Annotated in this window: 19 protein-coding genes and 1 pseudogene; 6 read left to right on the top strand and 14 right to left on the bottom strand. The window is 75.0% G+C overall.

Annotation, left to right across the window (positions count from 1 at the left end):
- Positions 1 to 59: 59 nt before the first annotated feature.
- On the bottom strand, positions 60 to 1499 hold the full coding sequence (locus AB0B33_RS43265; protein WP_360783042.1) for a glycoside hydrolase family 76 protein: 1440 nt from the start codon (positions 1497 to 1499) through the stop codon (positions 60 to 62).
- A 113-nt stretch (positions 1500 to 1612) separates the two neighbouring features.
- Between AB0B33_RS43265 and AB0B33_RS43260 the strand changes: the two genes are divergently transcribed.
- From AB0B33_RS43260 to AB0B33_RS43245, 4 genes and pseudogenes are all read left to right on the top strand, one after another.
- On the top strand, positions 1613 to 1927 hold the full coding sequence (locus AB0B33_RS43260; RefSeq protein ID WP_360783039.1) for a hypothetical protein: 315 nt from the start codon (positions 1613 to 1615) through the stop codon (positions 1925 to 1927).
- A 37-nt stretch (positions 1928 to 1964) separates the two neighbouring features.
- The gene (locus AB0B33_RS43255) at positions 1965 to 3179 is read left to right on the top strand and encodes an erythromycin esterase family protein (protein ID WP_360783036.1); all 1215 of its coding nucleotides are present in this window, start codon (positions 1965 to 1967) and stop codon (positions 3177 to 3179) included.
- Between the two features lie 16 nt (positions 3180 to 3195).
- A pseudogene (locus tag AB0B33_RS43250) lies at positions 3196 to 3836 on the top strand (phosphoribosyltransferase family protein).
- A gap of 90 nt (positions 3837 to 3926) precedes the next feature.
- Positions 3927 to 4349 carry a DUF6292 family protein gene (locus tag AB0B33_RS43245; RefSeq protein WP_360783033.1) on the top strand — a complete coding sequence of 141 codons (423 nt, stop codon included), beginning with the start codon at positions 3927 to 3929 and terminating at the stop codon, positions 4347 to 4349.
- A gap of 141 nt (positions 4350 to 4490) precedes the next feature.
- Here the strand turns inward: AB0B33_RS43245 and AB0B33_RS43240 are convergent, their stop codons facing one another.
- From AB0B33_RS43240 to AB0B33_RS43215, 6 genes are all read right to left on the bottom strand, one after another.
- Complete coding sequence (locus tag AB0B33_RS43240; protein WP_360783031.1) at positions 4491 to 4853, bottom strand: VOC family protein; 363 nt, start codon at positions 4851 to 4853, stop codon at positions 4491 to 4493.
- Positions 4850 to 5281, bottom strand: a complete 432-nt coding sequence (locus tag AB0B33_RS43235) for a hypothetical protein (RefSeq protein WP_360783027.1) — start codon at positions 5279 to 5281, stop codon at positions 4850 to 4852. Before AB0B33_RS43235 ends, AB0B33_RS43240 begins: the two co-directional genes overlap by 4 nt.
- 79 nt (positions 5282 to 5360) lie before the next feature.
- The gene (locus AB0B33_RS43230; protein ID WP_360783025.1) at positions 5361 to 5798 is read right to left on the bottom strand and encodes a DUF4383 domain-containing protein; all 438 of its coding nucleotides are present in this window, start codon (positions 5796 to 5798) and stop codon (positions 5361 to 5363) included.
- 149 nt (positions 5799 to 5947) lie between these two features.
- On the bottom strand, positions 5948 to 6772 hold the full coding sequence (locus AB0B33_RS43225) for an SDR family oxidoreductase (protein ID WP_360783022.1): 825 nt from the start codon (positions 6770 to 6772) through the stop codon (positions 5948 to 5950).
- Between the two features lie 316 nt (positions 6773 to 7088).
- Positions 7089 to 8114 (bottom strand): glycosyltransferase family 9 protein, encoded by a 1026-nt coding sequence (locus AB0B33_RS43220; RefSeq protein ID WP_360783019.1) that lies wholly within the window; start codon positions 8112 to 8114, stop codon positions 7089 to 7091.
- Positions 8111 to 9589, bottom strand: coding sequence for an HAD-IIIA family hydrolase (locus AB0B33_RS43215; protein ID WP_360783016.1), 1479 nt, complete (start codon positions 9587 to 9589; stop codon positions 8111 to 8113). Before AB0B33_RS43215 ends, AB0B33_RS43220 begins: the two co-directional genes overlap by 4 nt.
- Positions 9590 to 9678: 89 nt before the next feature.
- On the opposite strand from AB0B33_RS43215, the gene AB0B33_RS43210 reads away from it, so the two are divergent.
- The gene (locus AB0B33_RS43210; protein ID WP_360783013.1) at positions 9679 to 11016 is read left to right on the top strand and encodes an aldehyde dehydrogenase family protein; all 1338 of its coding nucleotides are present in this window, start codon (positions 9679 to 9681) and stop codon (positions 11014 to 11016) included.
- 272 nt (positions 11017 to 11288) lie between these two features.
- Positions 11289 to 12560 (top strand): FUSC family protein, encoded by a 1272-nt coding sequence (locus AB0B33_RS43205; protein WP_360783010.1) that lies wholly within the window; start codon positions 11289 to 11291, stop codon positions 12558 to 12560.
- Between the two features lie 6 nt (positions 12561 to 12566).
- On the opposite strand, the gene AB0B33_RS43200 is transcribed toward AB0B33_RS43205, so the two are convergent.
- The 7 genes from AB0B33_RS43200 to AB0B33_RS43170 all read right to left on the bottom strand — a co-directional run bounded on the left by AB0B33_RS43200 (position 12567) and on the right by AB0B33_RS43170 (position 19375).
- The gene (locus AB0B33_RS43200) at positions 12567 to 12746 is read right to left on the bottom strand and encodes a hypothetical protein (protein WP_360783007.1); all 180 of its coding nucleotides are present in this window, start codon (positions 12744 to 12746) and stop codon (positions 12567 to 12569) included.
- A 75-nt stretch (positions 12747 to 12821) separates the two neighbouring features.
- Positions 12822 to 14138, bottom strand: a complete 1317-nt coding sequence (locus tag AB0B33_RS43195; RefSeq protein ID WP_360783004.1) for a UDP-glucose/GDP-mannose dehydrogenase family protein — start codon at positions 14136 to 14138, stop codon at positions 12822 to 12824.
- Positions 14131 to 15081: a glycosyltransferase family 9 protein gene (locus tag AB0B33_RS43190; RefSeq protein WP_360783002.1), complete on the bottom strand. Its 951-nt coding sequence runs from the start codon at positions 15079 to 15081 to the stop codon at positions 14131 to 14133. Before AB0B33_RS43190 ends, AB0B33_RS43195 begins: the two co-directional genes overlap by 8 nt.
- Positions 15072 to 15758: an SDR family oxidoreductase gene (locus tag AB0B33_RS43185; RefSeq protein WP_360782999.1), complete on the bottom strand. Its 687-nt coding sequence runs from the start codon at positions 15756 to 15758 to the stop codon at positions 15072 to 15074. Before AB0B33_RS43185 ends, AB0B33_RS43190 begins: the two co-directional genes overlap by 10 nt.
- Before the next feature lie 25 nt (positions 15759 to 15783).
- On the bottom strand, positions 15784 to 17151 hold the full coding sequence (locus AB0B33_RS43180; RefSeq protein ID WP_360782996.1) for a PfkB family carbohydrate kinase: 1368 nt from the start codon (positions 17149 to 17151) through the stop codon (positions 15784 to 15786).
- Positions 17148 to 17708, bottom strand: a complete 561-nt coding sequence (locus AB0B33_RS43175; protein WP_360782993.1) for an SIS domain-containing protein — start codon at positions 17706 to 17708, stop codon at positions 17148 to 17150. Before AB0B33_RS43175 ends, AB0B33_RS43180 begins: the two co-directional genes overlap by 4 nt.
- The gene (locus tag AB0B33_RS43170) at positions 17708 to 19375 is read right to left on the bottom strand and encodes a carbamoyltransferase C-terminal domain-containing protein (RefSeq protein ID WP_360782990.1); all 1668 of its coding nucleotides are present in this window, start codon (positions 19373 to 19375) and stop codon (positions 17708 to 17710) included. The genes AB0B33_RS43175 and AB0B33_RS43170 overlap by 1 nt, the downstream gene beginning before the upstream one ends.
- Between the last annotated feature and the right edge of the window lie 34 nt (positions 19376 to 19409).

Raw genomic sequence — 19409 nt, 5'->3', positions numbered from 1 at the left:
CTGCGCCGGACGCACCTGTTCCCGGCGGCGTCGGAGACCGCCGAGCTGCGGCACGACCGTCAGGGGGCCGCGTTCATCAGGTCCAGGGCGCTCTGCTGCCGGGCGGCGTCGGCCTGGTCGAACGGCCCCGCCCACAGCAGGCCGTACGCCTCCGCGCTGGTCCGGTCGTTCGCGTACGCCGAGTTCGCCTGGCGCTGCAGGTAACCGGTGTACGGGTGGTCGGACAGGGCCGCGTTCAGCACCGCCAGATCGCGGACGTAGACGCCCTTGAACGTCGGGCCGTCCCCGCCGCCGCCACCCGCGCTCTCGCCGGGGTCGCGGAGGATGCCGCCGGGGTTCAGCGACCCGTTCGTCGTCGACGCGTTCGCCATCGCGCGGGCCTTCGTGAGCAGCGCCGCGTCGCCGGTCGCCCGGTTCAGCTCCCTCAACGCCGCCAGCGGCACGCCCTGGTTGTACGACCAGACCGCCTGCCCGTTGTTCGCGCAGGCCGACGTCAGGCCGTCGTTGACCAGGTTCGAGCCGTTGATCATCCCGCTGCCCGAGAACCACGTCCACCCCGCGCGGGCGCGCGCCAGGTACACCGTGTCGCCCGGGATCCGGTTGTGCAGGGCCGCGTTGAGCTGGATGTACAGCGAGTTCGGGATCGCGTTCTTGTAGGTGCGGCTCGTGCTCCACCAGACCCCGCCCCCGCAGACGCCGTCCCAGTAGGCGTACATGTGGTCCGCGTCGGCTCGGGCGGTGTTCAGGTACTTGCTGTCGCCGGTCAGGTCGTAGGCGTCGACCCACGCGAGGCCCCACCACCCGGTGTCGTCGAGGTAGTCGTTGCGGAACTGGCCGCCCTGCGCCGCGAGGTTCTTCGTGTACGTCGTGTCGATCGCGTACCGGTAGCTGCCCATGCCGCTGATCCGGGCGTTGTCGATGATCGCGGTCAACGCGTTGGCCGAGTTCCACCAGCCGGTCGTGTCGAACAGGCCGGTGCCGAGGTTGTACCGCTCCATCAACGCGGTGGCGGCCGCGGTGCGGCGGTCCCAGGCGTTCCACGTCGGGCGTGCCCAGCCGGTGCAGGCGATGCTGCCCGAACCGGCGGGCTGCCCGCAGGCGCGCAGCAGGCCGACGCCCTTGTTCGCCCAGTCGTCGGCGTTGTACATCAGGGTCCGCCAGCCGGTCGAGCCCGACGGCGTCGCGGTGTCGCCGAGCTTGCTGCCGGCCGCCCACGTGCGCCCGGCGTCGAACGAGCGGTCCAGCCAGACGTGGTCGCCGGCCGCACCGCCGGTGATCGCCGCCCAGCCCATGTCGTCGGCGTCGTCGAGGTGCAGCGAGAGCCGGCGTCCGGCGATGCTCGCCGAAGCGCCTTCGCGGTCACCGGGGGAGAGGGCGGGATCCCGGGCGTCGCAGTACTTGTCGCAGATCGCCGCCAGGGTGGTGGCCGGCGCCGGGGACGGGGTGGGCGCCGGGGTGGCGGCCATGACGAGGGAGAGCAGGGGAACCAGGAAGTTCATCGGTCACCTTCCGCGCTGAAGGGGCGATGCCTTCATTTTCGGGAGCCGCGCGCAATGGTCCAGTCCTTTGCAAGACAGGTTTCGGACAGGAATTCTCGCGGTGACCCCGGGTCATGACGAATCTCGGCGAATTCGTGCTCGCCCGGCTCGCGGAGGACGAAGAACGCTTCCGGGCCGGGGAACTGCCGCAGCTCGAAGAGGCCGAACGCCGGGGCAGGCTGCGGATCATGTACGCCGACGACGCCGCCGGTCTGCTGCTCGCCGGCGGCCCGGTCGAGGCACGGGAGGACAGGCTCCCCGCGCCGGTCGCCGAAAACGTCGAATTCCTGCGCCGCGAGGTTTGTGACGGGCACGACGACACGTCGGTGAAGCTGATCGCTTCGGTCTGCGAAACGCACCCCGACTGGCGGGCCGGCCGGCGCACCTGAGGGTTTCGCGCCGCGGCGGAACGGGCACGTGCCAGGCATGTCCGGAACCGTGCTCGACGAAGTGACGGCGATCCGCGAAGCGGCCACGCCGCTGAGAAGCCCGCAGGACCTCGACCCGCTCGTGCGGCGGATCGGCACCGCCCGGATCGTGCTGCTGGGCGAGGCGACCCACGGCACCGCCGAGTTCCACCGCTGGCGCGCCGAACTCACCCGGCGGCTGCTCGCCGAACGGGATTTCTCGTTCGTCGCCGTCGAAGGCGACTGGCCGGAGTGCCACCGGGTGCACTGCTGCGCCGCCGGGGCGCCGGGTGCGCCCAACGATCCCGGGCAGGTGCTCTGGGGCTTCCGCGAGTGGCCGACCTGGTTGTGGGCCAACGAAGAAGTCGCCGAGTTCGCCGCCTGGCTGCGGTCGTTCAACGCCACCGGCGACGGGCCGCCGTGCGGGTTCCACGGTCTCGACGTCTACCGCCTGGGAGAGTCGTTGCGCGGTGTCCTCGACTACGTCCGCGCGCACGCGCCCGACCACGTCGAGACGGCGCTGCGGGCCTTCGGCTGCTTCGAGCCGTACGGTGAAGATCAAGGCGACGACGGGGTTTCCGCCGGACTGGTGCCGGCGGAGTGCCGCGAGGACGTGGTGCGGCTGCTGACCGGCCCGCACGCCGAAGCCGGCGCGGAACGCCACTACCGGGAAATGCTCCACGGCGGCTCGCGGTCCTGGAACACGCGCGACACGCACCTGAGCGACACCCTCGACCGGCTGCTGCACGCCTACGGCCCGCGCTCGAAAGCCGTGGTGTGGGCGCACAACGCGCATGTCGGTGACGCGCGCGCCACCGACATGGCCGCGGCCGGGATGGTCAACCTCGGCCAGCTGGTCCGGGAACGGCACGCGGCCGAGGGTGTGGTCGCCGTCGGCTTCGGCACCTTCCACGGGTCCGTGCTCGCCGCCGACCACTGGGGCGGGTCCGTCCGCCGGATGCGCGTCGAGCCGGCCCGCCCGGACAGCCTCGAAGGCCTCCTGCACGACGCCGTGCCGGGGGAGACCAGCCTGCACGTCTTCGGCGAAGGCACGGCGTGGGCGGAGGAACTGCGCGAGCACCGCGCGATCGGCGTCGTCCACCACGGCGGCGGGTACGTGCCGACCGTGCCGTCGGCCCGGTACGACGCCTTCGTGCACTGCGACGAGACGACCGCGAGCACGCCGCTGCACCAGTGGGAGCCGGAGGTGCACACTCACCCCGGCGGGGAGTGACGCGGAGGGAGCGCCGATGGCCGAGGTCGCGCGGGTGTTCGCCGACCGCGGCGACGGCGGGCGGTGGCTCGCCGTCGAACTGCGCCGCCGGAGCTGGGTGAACCCGCTCGTGCTGGGCCTCGCCCGCGGCGGGGTCCCGGTGGCCGCGGTGGTCGCCCGCCGGCTCGGCGCCGAGCCGGACGTCTCGGTGGCGCGCAAGATCGGCGCGCCGGGGCGGCGTGAACACGGTGTCGGCGCGGTGACCCCGGACGGTCCCGCGCGCTACGACGACGCGATCTTGCGCTCGCTCGAGCTGACTCCCGCCCGGCTGGCGCGGGTGGAACACCGGGAACGGCGGGAAGCGCGGCGCCGGCTCGAGCGTTACCGCGCCGGCCGGCCCCGGTGCGCGTGGCCGGCCGCGACGTCGTCCTCGTCGACGACGGGCTCGCGACCGGCGTCACCGCGACGGCGGCACTGCGCGAACTGCGCGCGGGGCACCCGCGGACGGTCGTGTTCGCCACCCCGGTGGCCGCTCCCGGCGCGGCCTCGCGGTTGCTGGCCGAAGCCGACGACGTCGTCTCCGTCACCGAACCGCCGGACTTCCGCGCGGTCGGCCAGTGGTACGCGGATTTCCCGCAGCTCGGGGACGACGAAGTGCTGGACCTGCTCGACCGGTGACGCACTGCTCCGCCCGGGGCAGGCCGGGTTGACCGAGTGGGTGACGGGGTATCACCCGGCGGGGGCACCGACCGGATGGGCAGGCGTGTGGTGATCGAACGGGACGCGCTCGGCGCGGCGGCCCGCGGGCTGCGGCAGTACCTGCTGGCCGTCGCGGGCAAGCTGGACGTACCCGCGTGGTTCTGCGAGGTCACCGTGCCCGCCGGCGGGTACCTGGCCCTCGACCGCCGCCTCGACCGCTTCCCGGACCACGAGACGGCGCTGCTGTGGGACGAGCGCGACGGCTGGTCGGCGGTGGTCGAATCCGCGACGGGCGACGAAGTCATCGCACTCGCCTACCTGGGCGCGGACGTCCTGCCGGCCCCGGACGAGGTCGTGGCATTCGTGCGGGACCTGTACGGCGAGAGCTACCCCGGCCGCCCCGACCCACCGGGCTTCCGGACCCCGGGCGCCCCGGACGGTTTCGACGAGCGGCTGGCCGCCTACGCCGCGGACCCCGTCGGCCAGGCCTGAGTCACCGCGGCGGGAGCACGCAGAACCCCGCGAGGCACTCGCCTGGGGGAAGCGTCCTTGACGAGCGATGTGGATCAGCGATCCGCCTCGAACCGACTTTCGAATTTCTTGGTGCTTGAGTTCAGCCGGGCTACCTCGGCCTCACCGCGGCGGCAGCACGCAGAACTCGTCGCCCTCCGGGTCGGCGAGCACGATCCACGGGTCGTCGGGCGGGTCGTCGAGGACCTTCGCCCCGAGCAGCACCAGCCGTTCCACCTCCGCCCGCTGGTCGCGGCCCTCCGGGGCGAGATCGAGGTGCAGCCGGTTCTTCCCGGTCTTGCCTTCCGGTACCGGCTGGAAGAGCAGCGCGGGACCGTCGCCGAGGTCCAGCTGCCGGTAGGTCAGGCCGTGCGAGTCGGTCCACGTCCGGGTCTCGCCGTGGCCGAGCGCCTCCGCCCAGAACGCGGCGAGCAGGTCGGGCCGGCGGCAGTCGACCGCGACGGCGAGGATCCGGGCGGTCGTCACGCCGCCCCCACGATCCGGTTGACGGCCGCGGCGACCAGCTCCGGCTCGGCGACCGTCACCGTCAGGCCCGGGTGGCGGAGCAGTCCCCACGGTTCGATGCCGGGCACCGGTTCCCGGAAGCGGAGGCACACGCCGCCGCGGGTGGTGGTGCCGAACGTCAGGCCGCGGTCGGCCAGGGACAGCCGGACGCCGAGCGCGCGCAGCGGGCTGAACGGGCCGGTCGCTTCGGCGCCGGCGAGGTTGTCCAGCGGTGTTTCGACCAGCCACGGTCCGAACCGGACGCGCAGGCCGCCGGTGTCCAGGTCCAGGCCACTGTGCGGGCCGAGCAGGCGGTGCAGCCAGGGGAGCGGGACGGCGAAGTCGGCGTGCAGCCGGTGCCGCACGACGACGGCGGGCTCACCCCCCGGTGCCGCGCTGCCGGACGTCATGCGCCGCCGCCGATGCCCGACGGGAACTCGCTCTCGCCCGGTGGGTGCCGGTCGCTTTCGCGGTGCATGGAGCCCTCCTTCACGCGGGGTGGTTCCGGTTGGCGGCGCGGGCGGCGAAGATGCCGAGCACGAGCGCGGCGAGCGCGGTCAGGCCGTGCAGCCCGTTGTCCGCCCAGTTGAGGTTGATCGGGTCCTCGGGCGTGCTGAACGAGGTCGCCAGGACGCCGTATGCGGTCATGCCGGCGAAGCCGACGAACAGGACCCAGCAGTAGATGATCGCCCCGGTGCGCCGGGTCGCGGCGAGCAGGCCGAGCACGCCGACCGCGCTGTGGACCAGGTTGAGCAGCGGCGTCAGGCTGAAGATCCAGAAGGCCCGGCTCGTCTCGTGCCCGACGGCCGCCGTCTCCGGCGTCAGGAACCCGGCGACGCCCAGTGCCAGGTAGAGCAGCCCGACCACGGCCACGACCGGGCGGAGCCAGGACGCTCCCGCCCGGGAGCGGATTTCGGTGGGCGACACGGGCTCTCCTTCTCTCGGCGGGCGGATACCCGGCGAAAGGGACGGGAAACGGGGCAGTGGAACGGGCCGGACGGCAGGCCCGGAAGCCGCCGTCCGGCCCGCGGCCGGAACCCGCGCCGGTCCCTGCAGCCGGGACGCGGGCCCCTGGTCTAGGGGGAACGCCAGTCGTGCTCGCGGTACGCGGTGCCGTGTTGCGCACCCATCAGCAGCAGCCCGCCGTCGACGACCAGCGAAGTCCCGGTGACGTAACCGGCGGCGGGACTGGCCAGGAACGCGACCGCGGCGGCGACTTCGCGGGCGTGCCCGGTGCGTCCGAGCGGGATACCGGGCCGCTCCTGCTCGCGCGGGTCAGCGTCGGTCTGCCCGGTCATCGGCGTGGAGATTTCGCCGGGCGCCACGGAGTTGACGGTGATGCCGTGCTCGGCCAGCTCCAGCGCGAGCACCTGGGTGAGCGCCCCGGCCCCGGCCTTGGCGGCGCAGTAGGGCGCGGCACCGACGCGGGGCACGTGTTCGTGGACGCTGGTGATGGTGATGATCCGGCCTCCGCGGCCGGCGTCGGCCATGTGGCGCGCCGCCCTCTGGGAGAGGAGGAAGACCCCGTCCAGGTCGACGTCCAGGACCTCGCGCCATTTCCGGTAGTCCAGCTCCAGCGCGCGCTGACTGCTCCCGGTGCCGGCGCAGTTGACGAGGACGTCGATCCCGCCGAGGTCGGCTGCCATGGCGTCGATGACGTCGGCGGCTTCGGGGAGCCGGGTGAGGTCGAGGTGCCGGACGTGGGCGGCGACGCCGTGCGACCGGACCTCGGCGGCGGTCTTTTCGGCACCTTCGGCGTCCTCGCGGTAGGTGATGCCCACGTCGAGGCCGCCGAGGGCGAGGGCCACCGCGACGGCACGGCCGATCCCGGAGTCGGCCCCGGTGACAACGGCCCGCCGCGGCGAGGCGGCTTCGGCGGGCAAGGGCGCCGGAGTGGGCACGGGTTTCTCCTTTCGACGCGTTGCCGGGCGGCTACCACGTCGCCGGGGCCCTAAACCGCGTCGTCACGACGACCGGCCGCGGTGTCCGAGACGAAAAATCATCGTGCCGTCCGGCGCGTGTGTCCGGGGCCGGGCCGGGTAATCGCGCGGTTCCCGGACGTGAGGAGACGGTGCGGACGAGGACACGTCGGGCGTCGTGCGCGGGCTGCCGGACCGCACGTACGAGGGACCGAGCGGCGTCAGCGAGGAGATCGGCGGCTGACGCGCCCCCGGACAGGTGACCGCCGGATGCCGCCGGCGGTCACCGCTTTCCCCGCTACCGCTGAGAAATCGCCGCCGGCTGGATGAGGGCGGTCACCGCGCGGCAGACGTCGGCCGGGTCGATCTCCTCGAGGCACGGGTGGCCCGGGACCGGGCAGACGCGGGCACGGCTGTCGCGGCACGGGGCGTGCTGGTCGCCGAGCACCACCGCCGGGACGCCGTAGGGGGCCCAGCGGGCCGACGGGACCACCGGTGCGAACAACGACACCACCGGTGTGCCCGCCGCGGCGGCGAGGTGGGCGGGGCCCGTGTTGGGTGCCACCACGGCCCGCGCTCCGGACAGCACCGCGGCCAGCTCGGGCAGCGACGTCCGGCCGCCGAGGTCGACCGCCGACGTGCCGGCCACGGCGCGCGTCAGGTGGCGTTCCGCGGGCGCGCCCGTCACCAGTACGCGGTGCCCGTCGGCGACCAGCGCGCGCACCAGCCGGTGGCTCCACGCCGCCGACGGCTGCCGGGCCGGCACGGACGCGGCCGGGTGCACCACCACGTACGGGCCGCCGCCGGTCAGCTCGGTCACCTCCGGCAAGGGGCGGCGCAACGCCAGGGCGCCGTCGTCGTCCGGTGGCAGCGTGCAGCCCGCCGCCCCCGCCAGCGACATCATGCGCTCGGGCTCCGGGGGATCGCCGTCGACGTGGTGGCGCAGGTCGAGGAGGCTGCCCGGGTAGTCCTCGGAAATCGCGCCGATCCACGGCACGCCCGCCTGCCGCAGCAGCAGCGCCAGCGGCAGCGGCGACTGGTGGAACGACGTCAGGACCAGCGCCCGGTCGAACCGCCGGGACCTGGCCAGCTCCACGAACGCGCCGGTGTCCGCCGCGGTCACCGGGGGCGGGTCGGGGTCGATCCACGGCGCCCGCCACGTGAGCACCTCGTCGACCCCGGGCAGGAGTTCGCCCGCCGCGCGGCCGTGCGGGCCGGTCAGCAGCGTCACGTGCGACGCGTGCGCGGCCACCGCGCGGACGCAAGGCCCGGCGAGCAGGACGTCCCCCAGGTTGTCCTGGCGGGCGACGAGCACCCGGGTCATCGGGCGATCCCGGCCACTCGCAGCGCTTCGGCGAGGTCGCGGGCGACGGCGGCGTGCCGGCGGGCCCGGGCGATCTCCGGTTCGAGCGTGCGGGCGGTGGGCACCAGCACCGCGCGGGCACCGGCGGCGAGGGCGGCGTCGACGTCGGCGCCGGTGTCGCCGATGACCACGCAGGCCGCCGGGTCGACGCCGAGCTCGCCGGCGGCGCGCAGCACCATGCCGGGGCGGGGCTTGCGGCAGTCGCAGCCGTCGCCGTCGTCGTGGACGCAGACCTGCCAGGTGCCGAACGGCCCGAAGAGCTCCTCGACACGGGCGTTCACGGCCGCGAGCCGGTCGGGGGTGATCAGTCCTTTCGCGACACCCGACTGGTTGCTCACGATCCCCACCGGGATCCCGCTTTCCCGCAGCTTCCGCACCAGCTCGACGGCGCCGGGCACCGGGCGGACGCCGTCCGGGTCGGCGAGGTACGGGACGTCGACGATCAGCGTGTCGTCGCGGTCGAACAGGACGGCGGCCGGCGGCCGTGGGCGCCGCGCCGCGATCTCCCCGCGCAGCCGGTGGTAACACGCGGCGGGCGGGATCAGGGCGCTGGTGACGACCATGCGCGCGACTTCGCCGGGCGTGCGCGGGCCCGGCCGGATCCGGCGGGCGGCGAACTCGGCCGTCAGCCCCGCCCAGATCCCGGCGGCGAGGACGGCTTTCCCGCGCCGGTGCGCGAAAGGCAGCGCGAGCGCGGCCAGGCCGGCCACTGTGGACAGTGCGTGCCGCCCCAGCCGGCCGGGTCCTGCGCCGGTGCGCTGACGCCAGTGCACGCCGTGCTTGTGGCGCATCAACGCGTTGTCGGCGTTGCCGCGCTGGGCTTTCAGGCTGTAGAAGAACCCCGCGCGGCGAGCCGGGTGCGTGGTCAGCCGCTCGCCCCGGCCGATCCGGTGCCCGGCCTCGGCGACGCGCAGCGCGAGATCGGAGTCCTCGCGGAAGGCGCGGGGGAAGCGTTCGTCGAAGCCGCCGACCTCGGCCAGAGCAGCGCGGCGGTAGGCCATGTCGGCGGTGATCCACCACGCGTGCTCGAGGCCGGCGGTGCCGCGTTCGTCGTCGGCCGGACGGCGGTCCGCCGGCAACGGCACGGTGATCCGGCCCTGGGACGCGGCCACTCCGGACGGCAGCGGCAGCAGGTCTTCGGCCAGCTGCCGGGGCCAGTCCGGGGCGAGCACGACGTCGTCGTCGACGAAGGCGATCCACTCGCTCCCGGCGGTGCGCCAGCCGAGGTTGCGGGCCGCCGCGGGGCCGCGCCCGCCGGAGCGGAGCACGCGGACGCCGCCGGGGACGTCCAGCTCGGGCCCGGCGGGGCGGTCGTCGACGACGAGGACCTCCGCCGGGTGCGGACCTTCGCCGCCGAGCAGGGTTTCCAGCAGCGGTTTGAGGCTTTCCCGGCCGGTCGTGGGGATCACCACGGTGTAGTCGAGCGATGCGGTCACCGCAGCGGGCTACCCGGCGGCCGGGCGGTCAAACGGCGTGTCGATCGCGCGCCCGCGGGTATCCGGGCGGGGACACGGAGGAGGTGCGGATGATCGAGATCCGGAACCCGGCCGATGGCAGCGTGGTCGGCAGCGTGCCGGTCGCGGGCGAAGACGAGATCGACGCCGCGCTGGCACTGGCGAACGAGACCCGGGCCGCGTGGGCGCGGACGCCGGCCGCCGAGCGCGGCGCGCTGCTGCACACGGCGGCGGAGCGCTTGCGGGCCCAGGCCGACGAGCTGGCGAAGGCGAACGAAGCGGAAACCGGGCGGCCGCGCGACGAAGCGCGCGAAGGCGTGCTGGCCGGAGCCGGCACCCTCGACCAGTACGCCGAGCTCGGGCCGGTCCACCGCGGCCGCAGCCTGCACGGCGACCCGGGCGCGACGGACCTGATGGTGCCGGAGCCGCGCGGGGTCGTCGTCGCGTTGACGCCGTGGAACGACCCGGTGGCGGTCGCGTGCGGGCTGCTCGGCGCGGCGCTGGTCACCGGGAACACGGTGGTGCACAAGCCGAGCGAGCGCGCGCCGCACACCGGGCAGCTGCTCGGCGAGCTGCTCATCGGCGTGCTCCCGGGCGGCGTGCTGCAGACCGTCCAGGGCGACGGCGGAGTCGGCGCGATCCTGGCGATGCGCGACGACGTCGACGTGGTGGCGCACGTCGGCAGCACGGCGACCGGCCGCTCGATCGCCGCGAGCGCGGCCGCGACGGGCGCGAAGACACTGCTGGAGAACGGCGGCAACGACCCGCTGCTGATCGACGCGGACGTCGACCCCGCGTGGGCGGCGGGCCAGGCGGCGCTGGGGGCGTTCGCCAACTCGGGGCAGATCTGCGTTGCGGTGGAACGGATCTACGTCCACGAAGCGGTGGCTCCGGCGTTCCTGGACGCGCTGGTGAAGGAGGCGGAGTCGCGGACGCTCGCGCCGCTGGTGGACCGGCGGCACCGCGACCACGTCCACTCGCACGTCGCGGACGCGACCGCGCGGGGCGCACGGGTGCTGACCGGGGGAGCGGTCCCCGACGGCCCGGGCGCGCACTACCCGGCCACGGTGCTCAGCGGGTGCGGCTCGGAGTTGCGGGTGATGACGGAGGAGACGTTCGGGCCGGTGGCGCCGGTCCAGGTGGTGCCGAGCTTCGAGCACGGCCTGGCCGAAGCGGCGAAGGGCGAGTACGGCCTGGCGGCGACGGTGCTGACGGCGTCGATGGCGCACGCCCAGCGCGCGTGGCGCGAGCTGCCGGCCGGGACGGTGAAGGTCAACAACGTCTTCGGCGGTGCACCTGGTGGGGCGGCGCATCCGCGGGGGCGGAGCGGCAACGGGTACGGGTACGGCCCGGAGCTGCTCGACGAGATGACCCAGACGAAGCTGGTGCACGTGGCGCCGCCGGGATGACCGACCGGCGCGAAGACGAGGTATCGGTGGAGGGCGCTCGCCGGTCCGCGGCGAACGGCGACGCCCGCACGGCTCACGCCGGGTCGGCGAGCGGCGGCGGATCAGCGGCGTCGCACGGGTCCATGGACGGCGATGGGCAGTCGGGCTCGGGCGTGTCGGCGAACGGTGGTAGCTCGGCGGGGGACCAGCGGCGCGGTGCGGTGGCCCTGGATCGGGGTGGTTCCGCGGCCGCGCCTCCCGGTCGGCGGGGGTCAGCGGTGTCGCGTGGGTCCGTGGACGGCGATGGGCGGCCGGGCTCGGGCGTGTCCGCGGATGGCGAGGGCTCGGCGGATCCCGGCGGGCGGGACCAGCGGCGCGGTGCGGTGGCCCCGGATCGGGGTGGTTCCGCGGCCGCACTTCCCGGCCGGCGGCTCAGGTTCAAACGCCACCTCACCGTCGCGCTCGGGACCACCGGGCCCACGCCCGACGACGAACGGCGCGACCGCACCCCGCTCGGCTGGCTCGCCCGTGCCGTTCGCGTCCCCGGGCGGGAACGGCGGGTTCTCGTGCAGAGCGCCAAAGCCACCCTCGCCGCCACCGGCGCCTGGCTGCTCGCCACCCTGGTTCTCGAACTGCCGCAACCCTTTCTCGCTCCCTACGCCGCCGTCTTCCTCGTCGAGGCGACCGTCTACCGGTCCCTTCGCGGCTGGGTTCAGCAGGTCGGTTCCGTGGCCACCGGTGTGCTGCTCGCCGCCGTCGCGGGGCAGCTCATCCCGTGGCAGGCCGTGGCGCTCGCGGTGGTCGTCTTCGCCGGGTTGCTCGCCGGGAGCTGGCGGCGGTTCGGGGACTCCGGGGTGTGGGTCGGGGTCACCGGCATGCTCGTCGTGTCCTACGGCACCGCCACCGAGCCGGTGCTGCTCGGCGACCGGCTGCTGGAAACCGCGCTGGGGGCCGCCATCGGGGTGGCCGTCAACACGCTGATCTTCCCGCCGCTCTACGGCGAACGCCTGGCCAGTGCCGCCCGGCGGCTCGCGACAGCGCTGGCCGGGCTCCTGGAAGCGACGTCCGACCTCATCCGCCGCGACGAGCCCGACGGTGTCGATTCCCTGCTCTCCCGGGCGGACGACGCCAAGAGCCAGGTCCTCGCCGCCGAAGACGCGGCCGGGTGGACGCGGGAAGGGCGGCGGCTCAACCTGCGCCGGGGCCGGCCGACCGCCGGGGCGCACCACGAACGTCCGTTGCGGACGCTCATCGCCCTGTGGCCGCCGCTCGCGCAGCTCATCGCCGCCGTGCGGACGACTTCGGCGCGGCAGGAGCACCCCTTCGCCTACCCGTGGCCGGACGCGCGGGACGACCTCGCGGACCTCGTGCACACCCTCGCCGGGGCTGTCCAGGCCGTGGCCGCGGTCGGGGAACCCGTCGAACTCGACGAATGCCGGGCGCTGCTGCACAAGCTGGAACGGCGCCTGGTCACCGCCGAGGACGACGGGGTGCCGGCCCGGCTGGGGCTCGGCGCGCTGATCCTGCCCGCGCGCCTGCTGGTGGAGAAGCTGGAAGACCGCTGACGGCGGTCAGTGCACCGCGACGGCCTCCGCCTCCGCACGGTGACGACGGCACGCCGTGCACACCATCGTCTGGCCCAGCAGCGCCCCGTCGCCGGACACCAGCCGGGCCACGTGCAGGCTGGGCAGGCCGCACTCCTCGCACGGGATCGGCTTGCTGTCGCGGCTGATCAGGACTCGGTTCGGCATGGGGCCCCCTGACGGGATCGATGGTGCCAGGCGGTTACCCCGTGACGGCGGCCACACTCGTCAGGAGCAACGACGTCACTCGAACGGAGTAAGGCTCCGCCGGGTACCGACACCGATGTGGGTGACCCCGGCGGCGGCGAGGGCGACCGGGTCGAGCAGGTTGCGGGTGTCCACGACGATCGGCCGCGCGGCCGACGCCGCCAGCCGCGCCCAGTCGAGGTCGCGGAACTCCGGCCATTCGGTGAGCACGACCAGCGCCGCGGCGTCCTTGGCCACCAGGTACGGGTCGTCGACCACCTGGACCGCGCTTGTCCCGGGCACACGGGCGACGGCGGGGTCGTGCGCGGTGAGTTCGGCGCCCGCGCGGGCCAGGTCCTCGGCCACCGCCAGCGCGGGGGAGTCGCGCAGGTCGCCGGTGCCCGCCTTGAACGCCAGGCCCAGCAGGCCGATGCGGGCGCCGGCGAGCGAACTCGCCGCCGAGCCGGTCACCGCCTGCCGGACCGCCCGGACGACCCGGGCGCGCTGGCGGGCGTTGACGCGGACCGCGTCGCGCAGGATGCCGAAGTCGACGCCCGCCGCCTCGGCCGCGTGCAGCAGCGCCGAGGTGTCCTTCGGCAGGCACGAGCCGCCCCAGCCGGGGCCGGGGGCGAGGAACTCCGGGCCGATCCGCGCGTCCAGGCCCATCGTGCGGGCGACCTCGCGGACGTCGGCGCCGAAGAGCTCGCACAGTTCGGCGAGGACGTTCACATAGGACAGCTTCACCGCGAGGAACGCGTTGCTCGCGTACTTCGCCAGTTCCGCGCTGGCCGAGTCGGTGGTGACGACCGGGGCGCCGGCCGGCTCGTACAGCCGCGCCACGCGCACGGCCGCCGCCGAACCCGGCGGGTCGGTGCCGACCACCACCCGGTCCGGGTGCAGGAAGTCCTCGACGGCGTGGCCTTCGCGGAGGAACTCGGGGTTGGCGGCCACCGGCAGGTCGCCGCGGCCCAGCAGGCCGGGCAGCCGCGCCGCGGTCCCGACCGGCACCGTCGACTTGGTGACCACCACGCAGCCGGGCCGCAGCAGGCGCCCGAGCTGCGGGACGACCCGTTCGAGGACGCCGAGGTCGGGGCGCCCGCCTTCGCCCGGCGGCGTGGGCAGGCACAGGAACACCAGGCCGGCGCCGTGGAGCTCGGCCTGGGCGGTGGTGAAGGTCAGCGTCCCGTCGCCGAGGCCCTGGGCGACCAGCTCGGCGAGCCCGGGTTCCGCGATCGACACGACGCCGCGGCGCAGCTCGTCCACTTTGGACTCGTCGGTGTCCACGCAGGTCACCCGGTGCCCCAGCCGCGCGAAGCACGCGGCGCTCGTCAGGCCGACGTAGCCCGCGCCGACGATCCCGATGTGCTCAGCCATGCGCCACTCGCGCTTCGAGCGCCGCGCGCGTGGCGGCGAGCACGCGTTCCTCGCCGAGCAGGAGCAGCCCGCCGTCGGGCTCCTCGCCGTGCGGGTCGCCGACGTTCCCGGCCCAGAGCACGACGTGCTGGCGCGCGTCCGGCGGTGGCCCCCACAGCCGCGGCGGGGTCGGCCCGAACAGCAGCACCGAAGGCGTGCCGAACGCGGTCGCGAGGTGCCCGACGCCGGTGTCGCCGCAGACGACCAGCGCGGCCCCGGCCACCAGCGCGGCCAGGTCCGCCAGGCCGGTCCGCCCGGCCAGCACGACGTCGTCGACGAGCCCGGCCCGCCCGGCGATCGACCGGCACAGGTCCCGTTCCCCCGAGCTTCCGGTCAGCACGACGCGGTGTCCCGCCGCGGCGAGCGCCCGGACGACGACGGCGAACCGCTCCGGCGGCCAGCGCCGGGCGGGGAACGCCGCGCCGGGGTGCACCACGACGGCGTCCGGGGCGGGGCCGGGCCCGGGCGGCACCGGCAGGCGCAGGGCCGAGCGGTCCGCCGGGAGGTGGGCGTACTCGACGAGCCGGCACCAGCGGTCGACCTCGTGCACGTCGTCGCGCCACTCGAGGCCGGGCACGTCGGGGAAGTCGGGGTGGTGGTGGGTCAGCAGCTCGGCCGGGTCGGCCTGCAGCAGGTCGTGGACGCTCTCCGGGCCGCTGCCGTGCAGGTTCACCGCGAGCTTCGGCGGCGGTCCCGGCCATGCGAGCTCCCCGAGACCCGGCGTCGGCAGCAGCTCGTCGACCGCGTCGATCAGCGCCACCAGATCGCGCAGGGCCTCTGGCGCGGCCAGCACCAGCCGGTCGTCCGGGTGCGCCGCCCGCAGCGCCCGCAGCGCGGGCACCGCCGTCAGCAGGTCGCCGAGGCCGAGCGCGCGCAGCACGAGGACCGCGGGGCTCACGGCCACGATCCCTCCTCGGACCCGCAGACGACCAGCTCGCGGACTTCCGAACCGGGTGGCTGCCGGAGCGCGAAGACGACGGTGTCGGCGACGTGCTCGGGCTGGTTGAGCTTCGCGTCCGGCGGCGGCTTGTACTGGTCGGTGCGGTCGTCGAAGAAGTGCGTCCACATCCCGCCGGGGATCAGCAGCGTGACGCCGACCCGCCCGGCCAGTTCCGCGGCCAGCGCGCGGGTGAAGCCGACCACGCCGAACTTCGAGGCGCAGTAGGCGGTCGCGTCGCTCACCGCCTTGATGCCCAGCGTGGACGCCACGGTGACGACCGTGCCGTGCGACCGTTCCAGGTGGGGGAGCGCCGCGCGGACGACGGCGGCGGTGCCGAGCAGGTTCACCTTCACCACCCGCTCCCAGTCCGCTGTGGACACCGAGCCGAGCGGGCCGCAGGCGTCGGTGCCGGCGGCGGTGAAGACGCCGTCGAGACCACCCGCGCGCTCGGCGATTTCCCGCACGGCCGCTTCGGTCGCGGCGGTGTCGGTCAGGTCGGCTTCGACGTATTCGGCCGGGTCCTCGGGGCGGACGCGGTCGAGGACGTAGGGGGTGCCGCCCGCCTTGCGGACGGCGTCGACGGTGGCGGCGCCGAGGCCGGAGGCGCCACCGGTGATCAGGACGTTGCCGAGGGGTCGCATCGCACTCCTTCGGGGATCGGGGATTTCAGGCGGTGGCCGCGGCGGCGACCAGCCGGGACGTCGAGTAGCCGGGCACGGTCGGGACGAGGACGACCTCGCCGCCGTGCCGTTCGACGACCGCGCGTTCGGGCAGGTCGGCGGCCGCGTAGTCGCCGCCCTTGACCCACACGTGCGGGCGCAGCCGGTCGAGCACCGCGGCGGGGGAGTCTTCGTCGAACACGGCCACCGCGTCCACAAAGGACAGGGCGGTGAGCAGGCGGGCCCGGTCGCGGTCCCGCACCAGCGGCCGGCCGGGACCCTTGAGGGCCCGGACCGACGCGTCGGAATTGAGGCAGACGACCAGGGCGTCGCCGAGGGCGCGGGCCTGCCGCAGCAGGCTGACGTGCCCGGGGTGCAGCAGGTCGAAGCAGCCGCCGGTGGCGATCAGGCGGCCGCCGTTCTCGCGCACCCGGGAAGCCAAGCCGAAAGCGTCGCTCGACGGCTGCGGTTCGGCGACCGGACCGTCGTTCGTGGACAGTGCCGTCGCACCGCCCGCGGCGACGAACCGCGCGGCCGCTTCGACCGCCGTCTTCACGGCTTCGGTGACGTCCGCGCCGCCGAGCAGGGCCGCGGTGGCCGCGGCGGCGAAGCGGTCGCCCGCGCCGCACGTGTCCGGAGCGGGATGGCCCGGGGGCCGTGCCGCGGCGGGGATCGGGACGGCGGTCTCCCCGAGCCCGTCGGCGAGCACGGCGCCGCGGGCCCCGACGGTGACCGCTACGGCGGCCGCGTGCCAGTGCCCGCGCAGCAGCTTGGCGAGCTCGGCCGGGTCCTCGTGCCCGGCGAGCACCGCGCGCGCCTCGGCGAGGTTCGGTGTGACCAGGGCGCTGCCCGGCACCGGCTGGGCGCCGCGCGGGTGCGGGTCCCAGACCACCGGGACGTGCTCGGCCCGGTCGCGCAGGATCCGCCGGACGTGCGGGTTGCGCGTCAAGCCGCGCCCGTAGTCGGCGACGAGGATCGCCCCCGCTTCGTCGAGCGCTTCGCGGACCGGGCCGGGCAGCGGGCCGGTGGTCGCGGTGCCGTCGCCGGAATCCAGGCGCAGCAACGACTGCCCGCCCGCGCGGACCCGGGTCTTGCACACCGTCGTGCCGCGCAGCGGCAGCGGCAGCACGGTGACGTCCGGTTCCAGCAGCCCGGTGAGGGCGTGCCCGCCTTCGTCGTCGCCGACCGGCGTGACCAGCACGACCTCGGCCGCCGAACGGGCCGCCAGCAGCGCGGCCAGCCCGGCGCCACCGGGGCGGCGGCGCCGCGCGGTCAGGTCGACCACCGGCACCGGCGCCTCCGGGCACAGCCGCTCGGCGGTCCCCTCGGCGTCGACGTCCAGCAGGGTGTCGCCGAGGACGACCAGTGGCTTCACGCGGTCACCCCGAGCGCGTCGTCGAGCGCCGCGCACAGGCCGTGCACCAGCACGAGGTGCATCTCCTGGACGGTGGCCACGGTGGGCGCCTCGACCGTCACGGCGTCGTCGCACAACGCGGCGAGCGGGTTCGGGGCGGGCCCGGTCAGCGCCCAGGCCGTCACGCCCAGCTCGTGCGCGGCCTTCGCGGCGGCGACGACGTTCTGGCTGGTGCCGCTGGTCGAAAGGCAGACCAGCACGTCACCCGGCCGCCCGTGCGCGTGCACCTGGCGGGCGAAGACCTCGTGGTCGCCGTAGTCGTTGACGATGGCCGTGGTCGCGGAGGTGTCCGCGTGCAGCGCGATGGCCGACAGCGGCCGCCGCTCGCCGCGGAACCGGCCGACCAGCTCGCCGGTCAGGTGCTGGGCTTCGGCGGCACTGCCGCCGTTGCCGCAGGCGAGCAACCGCCCGCCCGCGGCGAACACACCGGCGAGGTGCCGGCCCCACGCGGTGATCTTGGGCGCGGATCCGCGGGTCCGCCGGGCGGCCTCGGCCAGCGCGGCGAGGTGGTCTTCCATCACAGCACCTCCTTCTTCGCCGGCGACGCCGCGCCGGTCCGGGTCGGGCGGCGGAGCACGAACGGCCCCAGCGCCAGCAGGTCGATCGGCGCCGAGCCGAAGCACTCGAGCGCGTCGCGGGGCGAGTCGACCATCGGCCGGCCCGCGGTGTTGAGACTGGTGTTGATGACGACCGGCAGGCCGGTCCGCCGCTCGAACCCGGCCAGCATCCTCGCCAGCACGGGGTTTCCGCGGTCTTCGACGGTCTGCACGCGGGCCGTGCCGTCGACGTGCGTGACGGCCGGGATGCGGTCCCGCCAGTCCGCCGCGACGTCGTGCACGAACAGCATGTACGGGCTGGGCAGCGGTCCCCGGCGGAAGATCTCGCCCGCCCGCTCGGCCCGCACCATCGGCGCCACCGGGCGGAACTGTTCGCGCCCCTTGACGTCGTTGAGGCGCTCCAGGTTCGCCTCGCGGCCCGGGTGGGCCAGCAGCGACCGGTGCCCGAGCGCCCGCGGCCCGAACTCGGCGCGGGCCTGGAACCAGGCGATCACCTCGTCGTTCGCCAGCGCCTCGGCCACCGTCTCGGCGACGTCGTCCGGCCGTTCGTAGGGCAGTTTCGCGGTGACGAGGATTTCCTCGAGCTCCTCGTCCGTCCACTCGCGACCGAGCCCGGCGTCGCCCATGGGCGCACCGCGTTCGCCGGCGTCGGCGGCCAGCTGCAGGGCCGCGCCGAGCGCGGTGCCCGAGTCGCCGGCCGCGGGCTGCACCCAGATCCGGTCGAACGGGCCTTCGGCGTGCAGGCGGGTGTTGGCGACGCAGTTGAGCGCGATCCCGCCCGCCAGCGCCAAGTCGCGCTGCCCGGTGCGCTCGTGCAGCCAGTCCGCCAGCTCCAGCAGGACGTCCTCGAGGACCTTTTGGACGCTCGCGGCGAGGTCGGCGTGCCGGGGACCCGGTTCTTGGCCGGCCTCGCGGCGCGGGGCCAGCGCCGCCAGGTCCACGCCGTGGGCGTGGAACCCGCCGTCGCCGGTGACGTGGACGTGCTCGCGCAGCGCGTCGGCGAACTGGGGCTTGCCGTAGGAAGCCAGGGCCATGACCTTGTACTCGTCACTGGACCGGGCGAAGCCGAGGTGCTCGGTGAGGTCTTCGTAGAGCAGGCCGAGCGAGTGCGGGAGCCGTTGCGCCGCAAGCTCTTTGAACCGCCCGTCGCGGTACTCGCCGGCCAGGTGGGAGGTGCTTTCGCCGCGGCCGTCGGCGACGAGCACGGCGCAGTCGCCAAACGGCGCGGCGAGCGCGGCCGAGGCGGCGTGCGCCACGTGGTGCCGGACGAACCGGACGATCCCGGGGTCGAGCCCGGGCAACGCGGACTTCAGGAACAGCGGCGCCCGCCGGGCGAACTCCGTCCGCAGTTCCTCGCCGCTCGGGTCGTGCCCGGGCAGGCCCGGTTCGACCAGGGCGGGGTCGTAGGAGTAGCCGACCGCGTCGAGGTCCTTCGCGGACAGTCCCGCACGGGCGAGGCACCAGGCCGCGGCTTCGGCGGGCTGCTCCCAGGTGGAGAAGGGGACCGCCTGCTTGCCGTGCTTGCGGCGGCTGAAGCGTTCTTCTTCGGCCGCGGCGACGATCTCGCCGTCCACCACCAGTGCGGCGGCCGGGTCGTGGAAGACGGCGTTGATCCCGAGGATGCGCATCGACCTGCCTCTGGCATTCCGGTGCGGACTTTCC

This window comes from Amycolatopsis sp. NPDC049159 (genome assembly GCF_040648295.1).
Taxonomy (GTDB): Bacteria; Actinomycetota; Actinomycetes; order Mycobacteriales; family Pseudonocardiaceae; genus Amycolatopsis; species Amycolatopsis pretoriensis_A.
The sequence above is the reverse complement of the archived record's forward strand: the minus strand, read 5'-3'. Positions and strand labels throughout refer to the sequence as shown.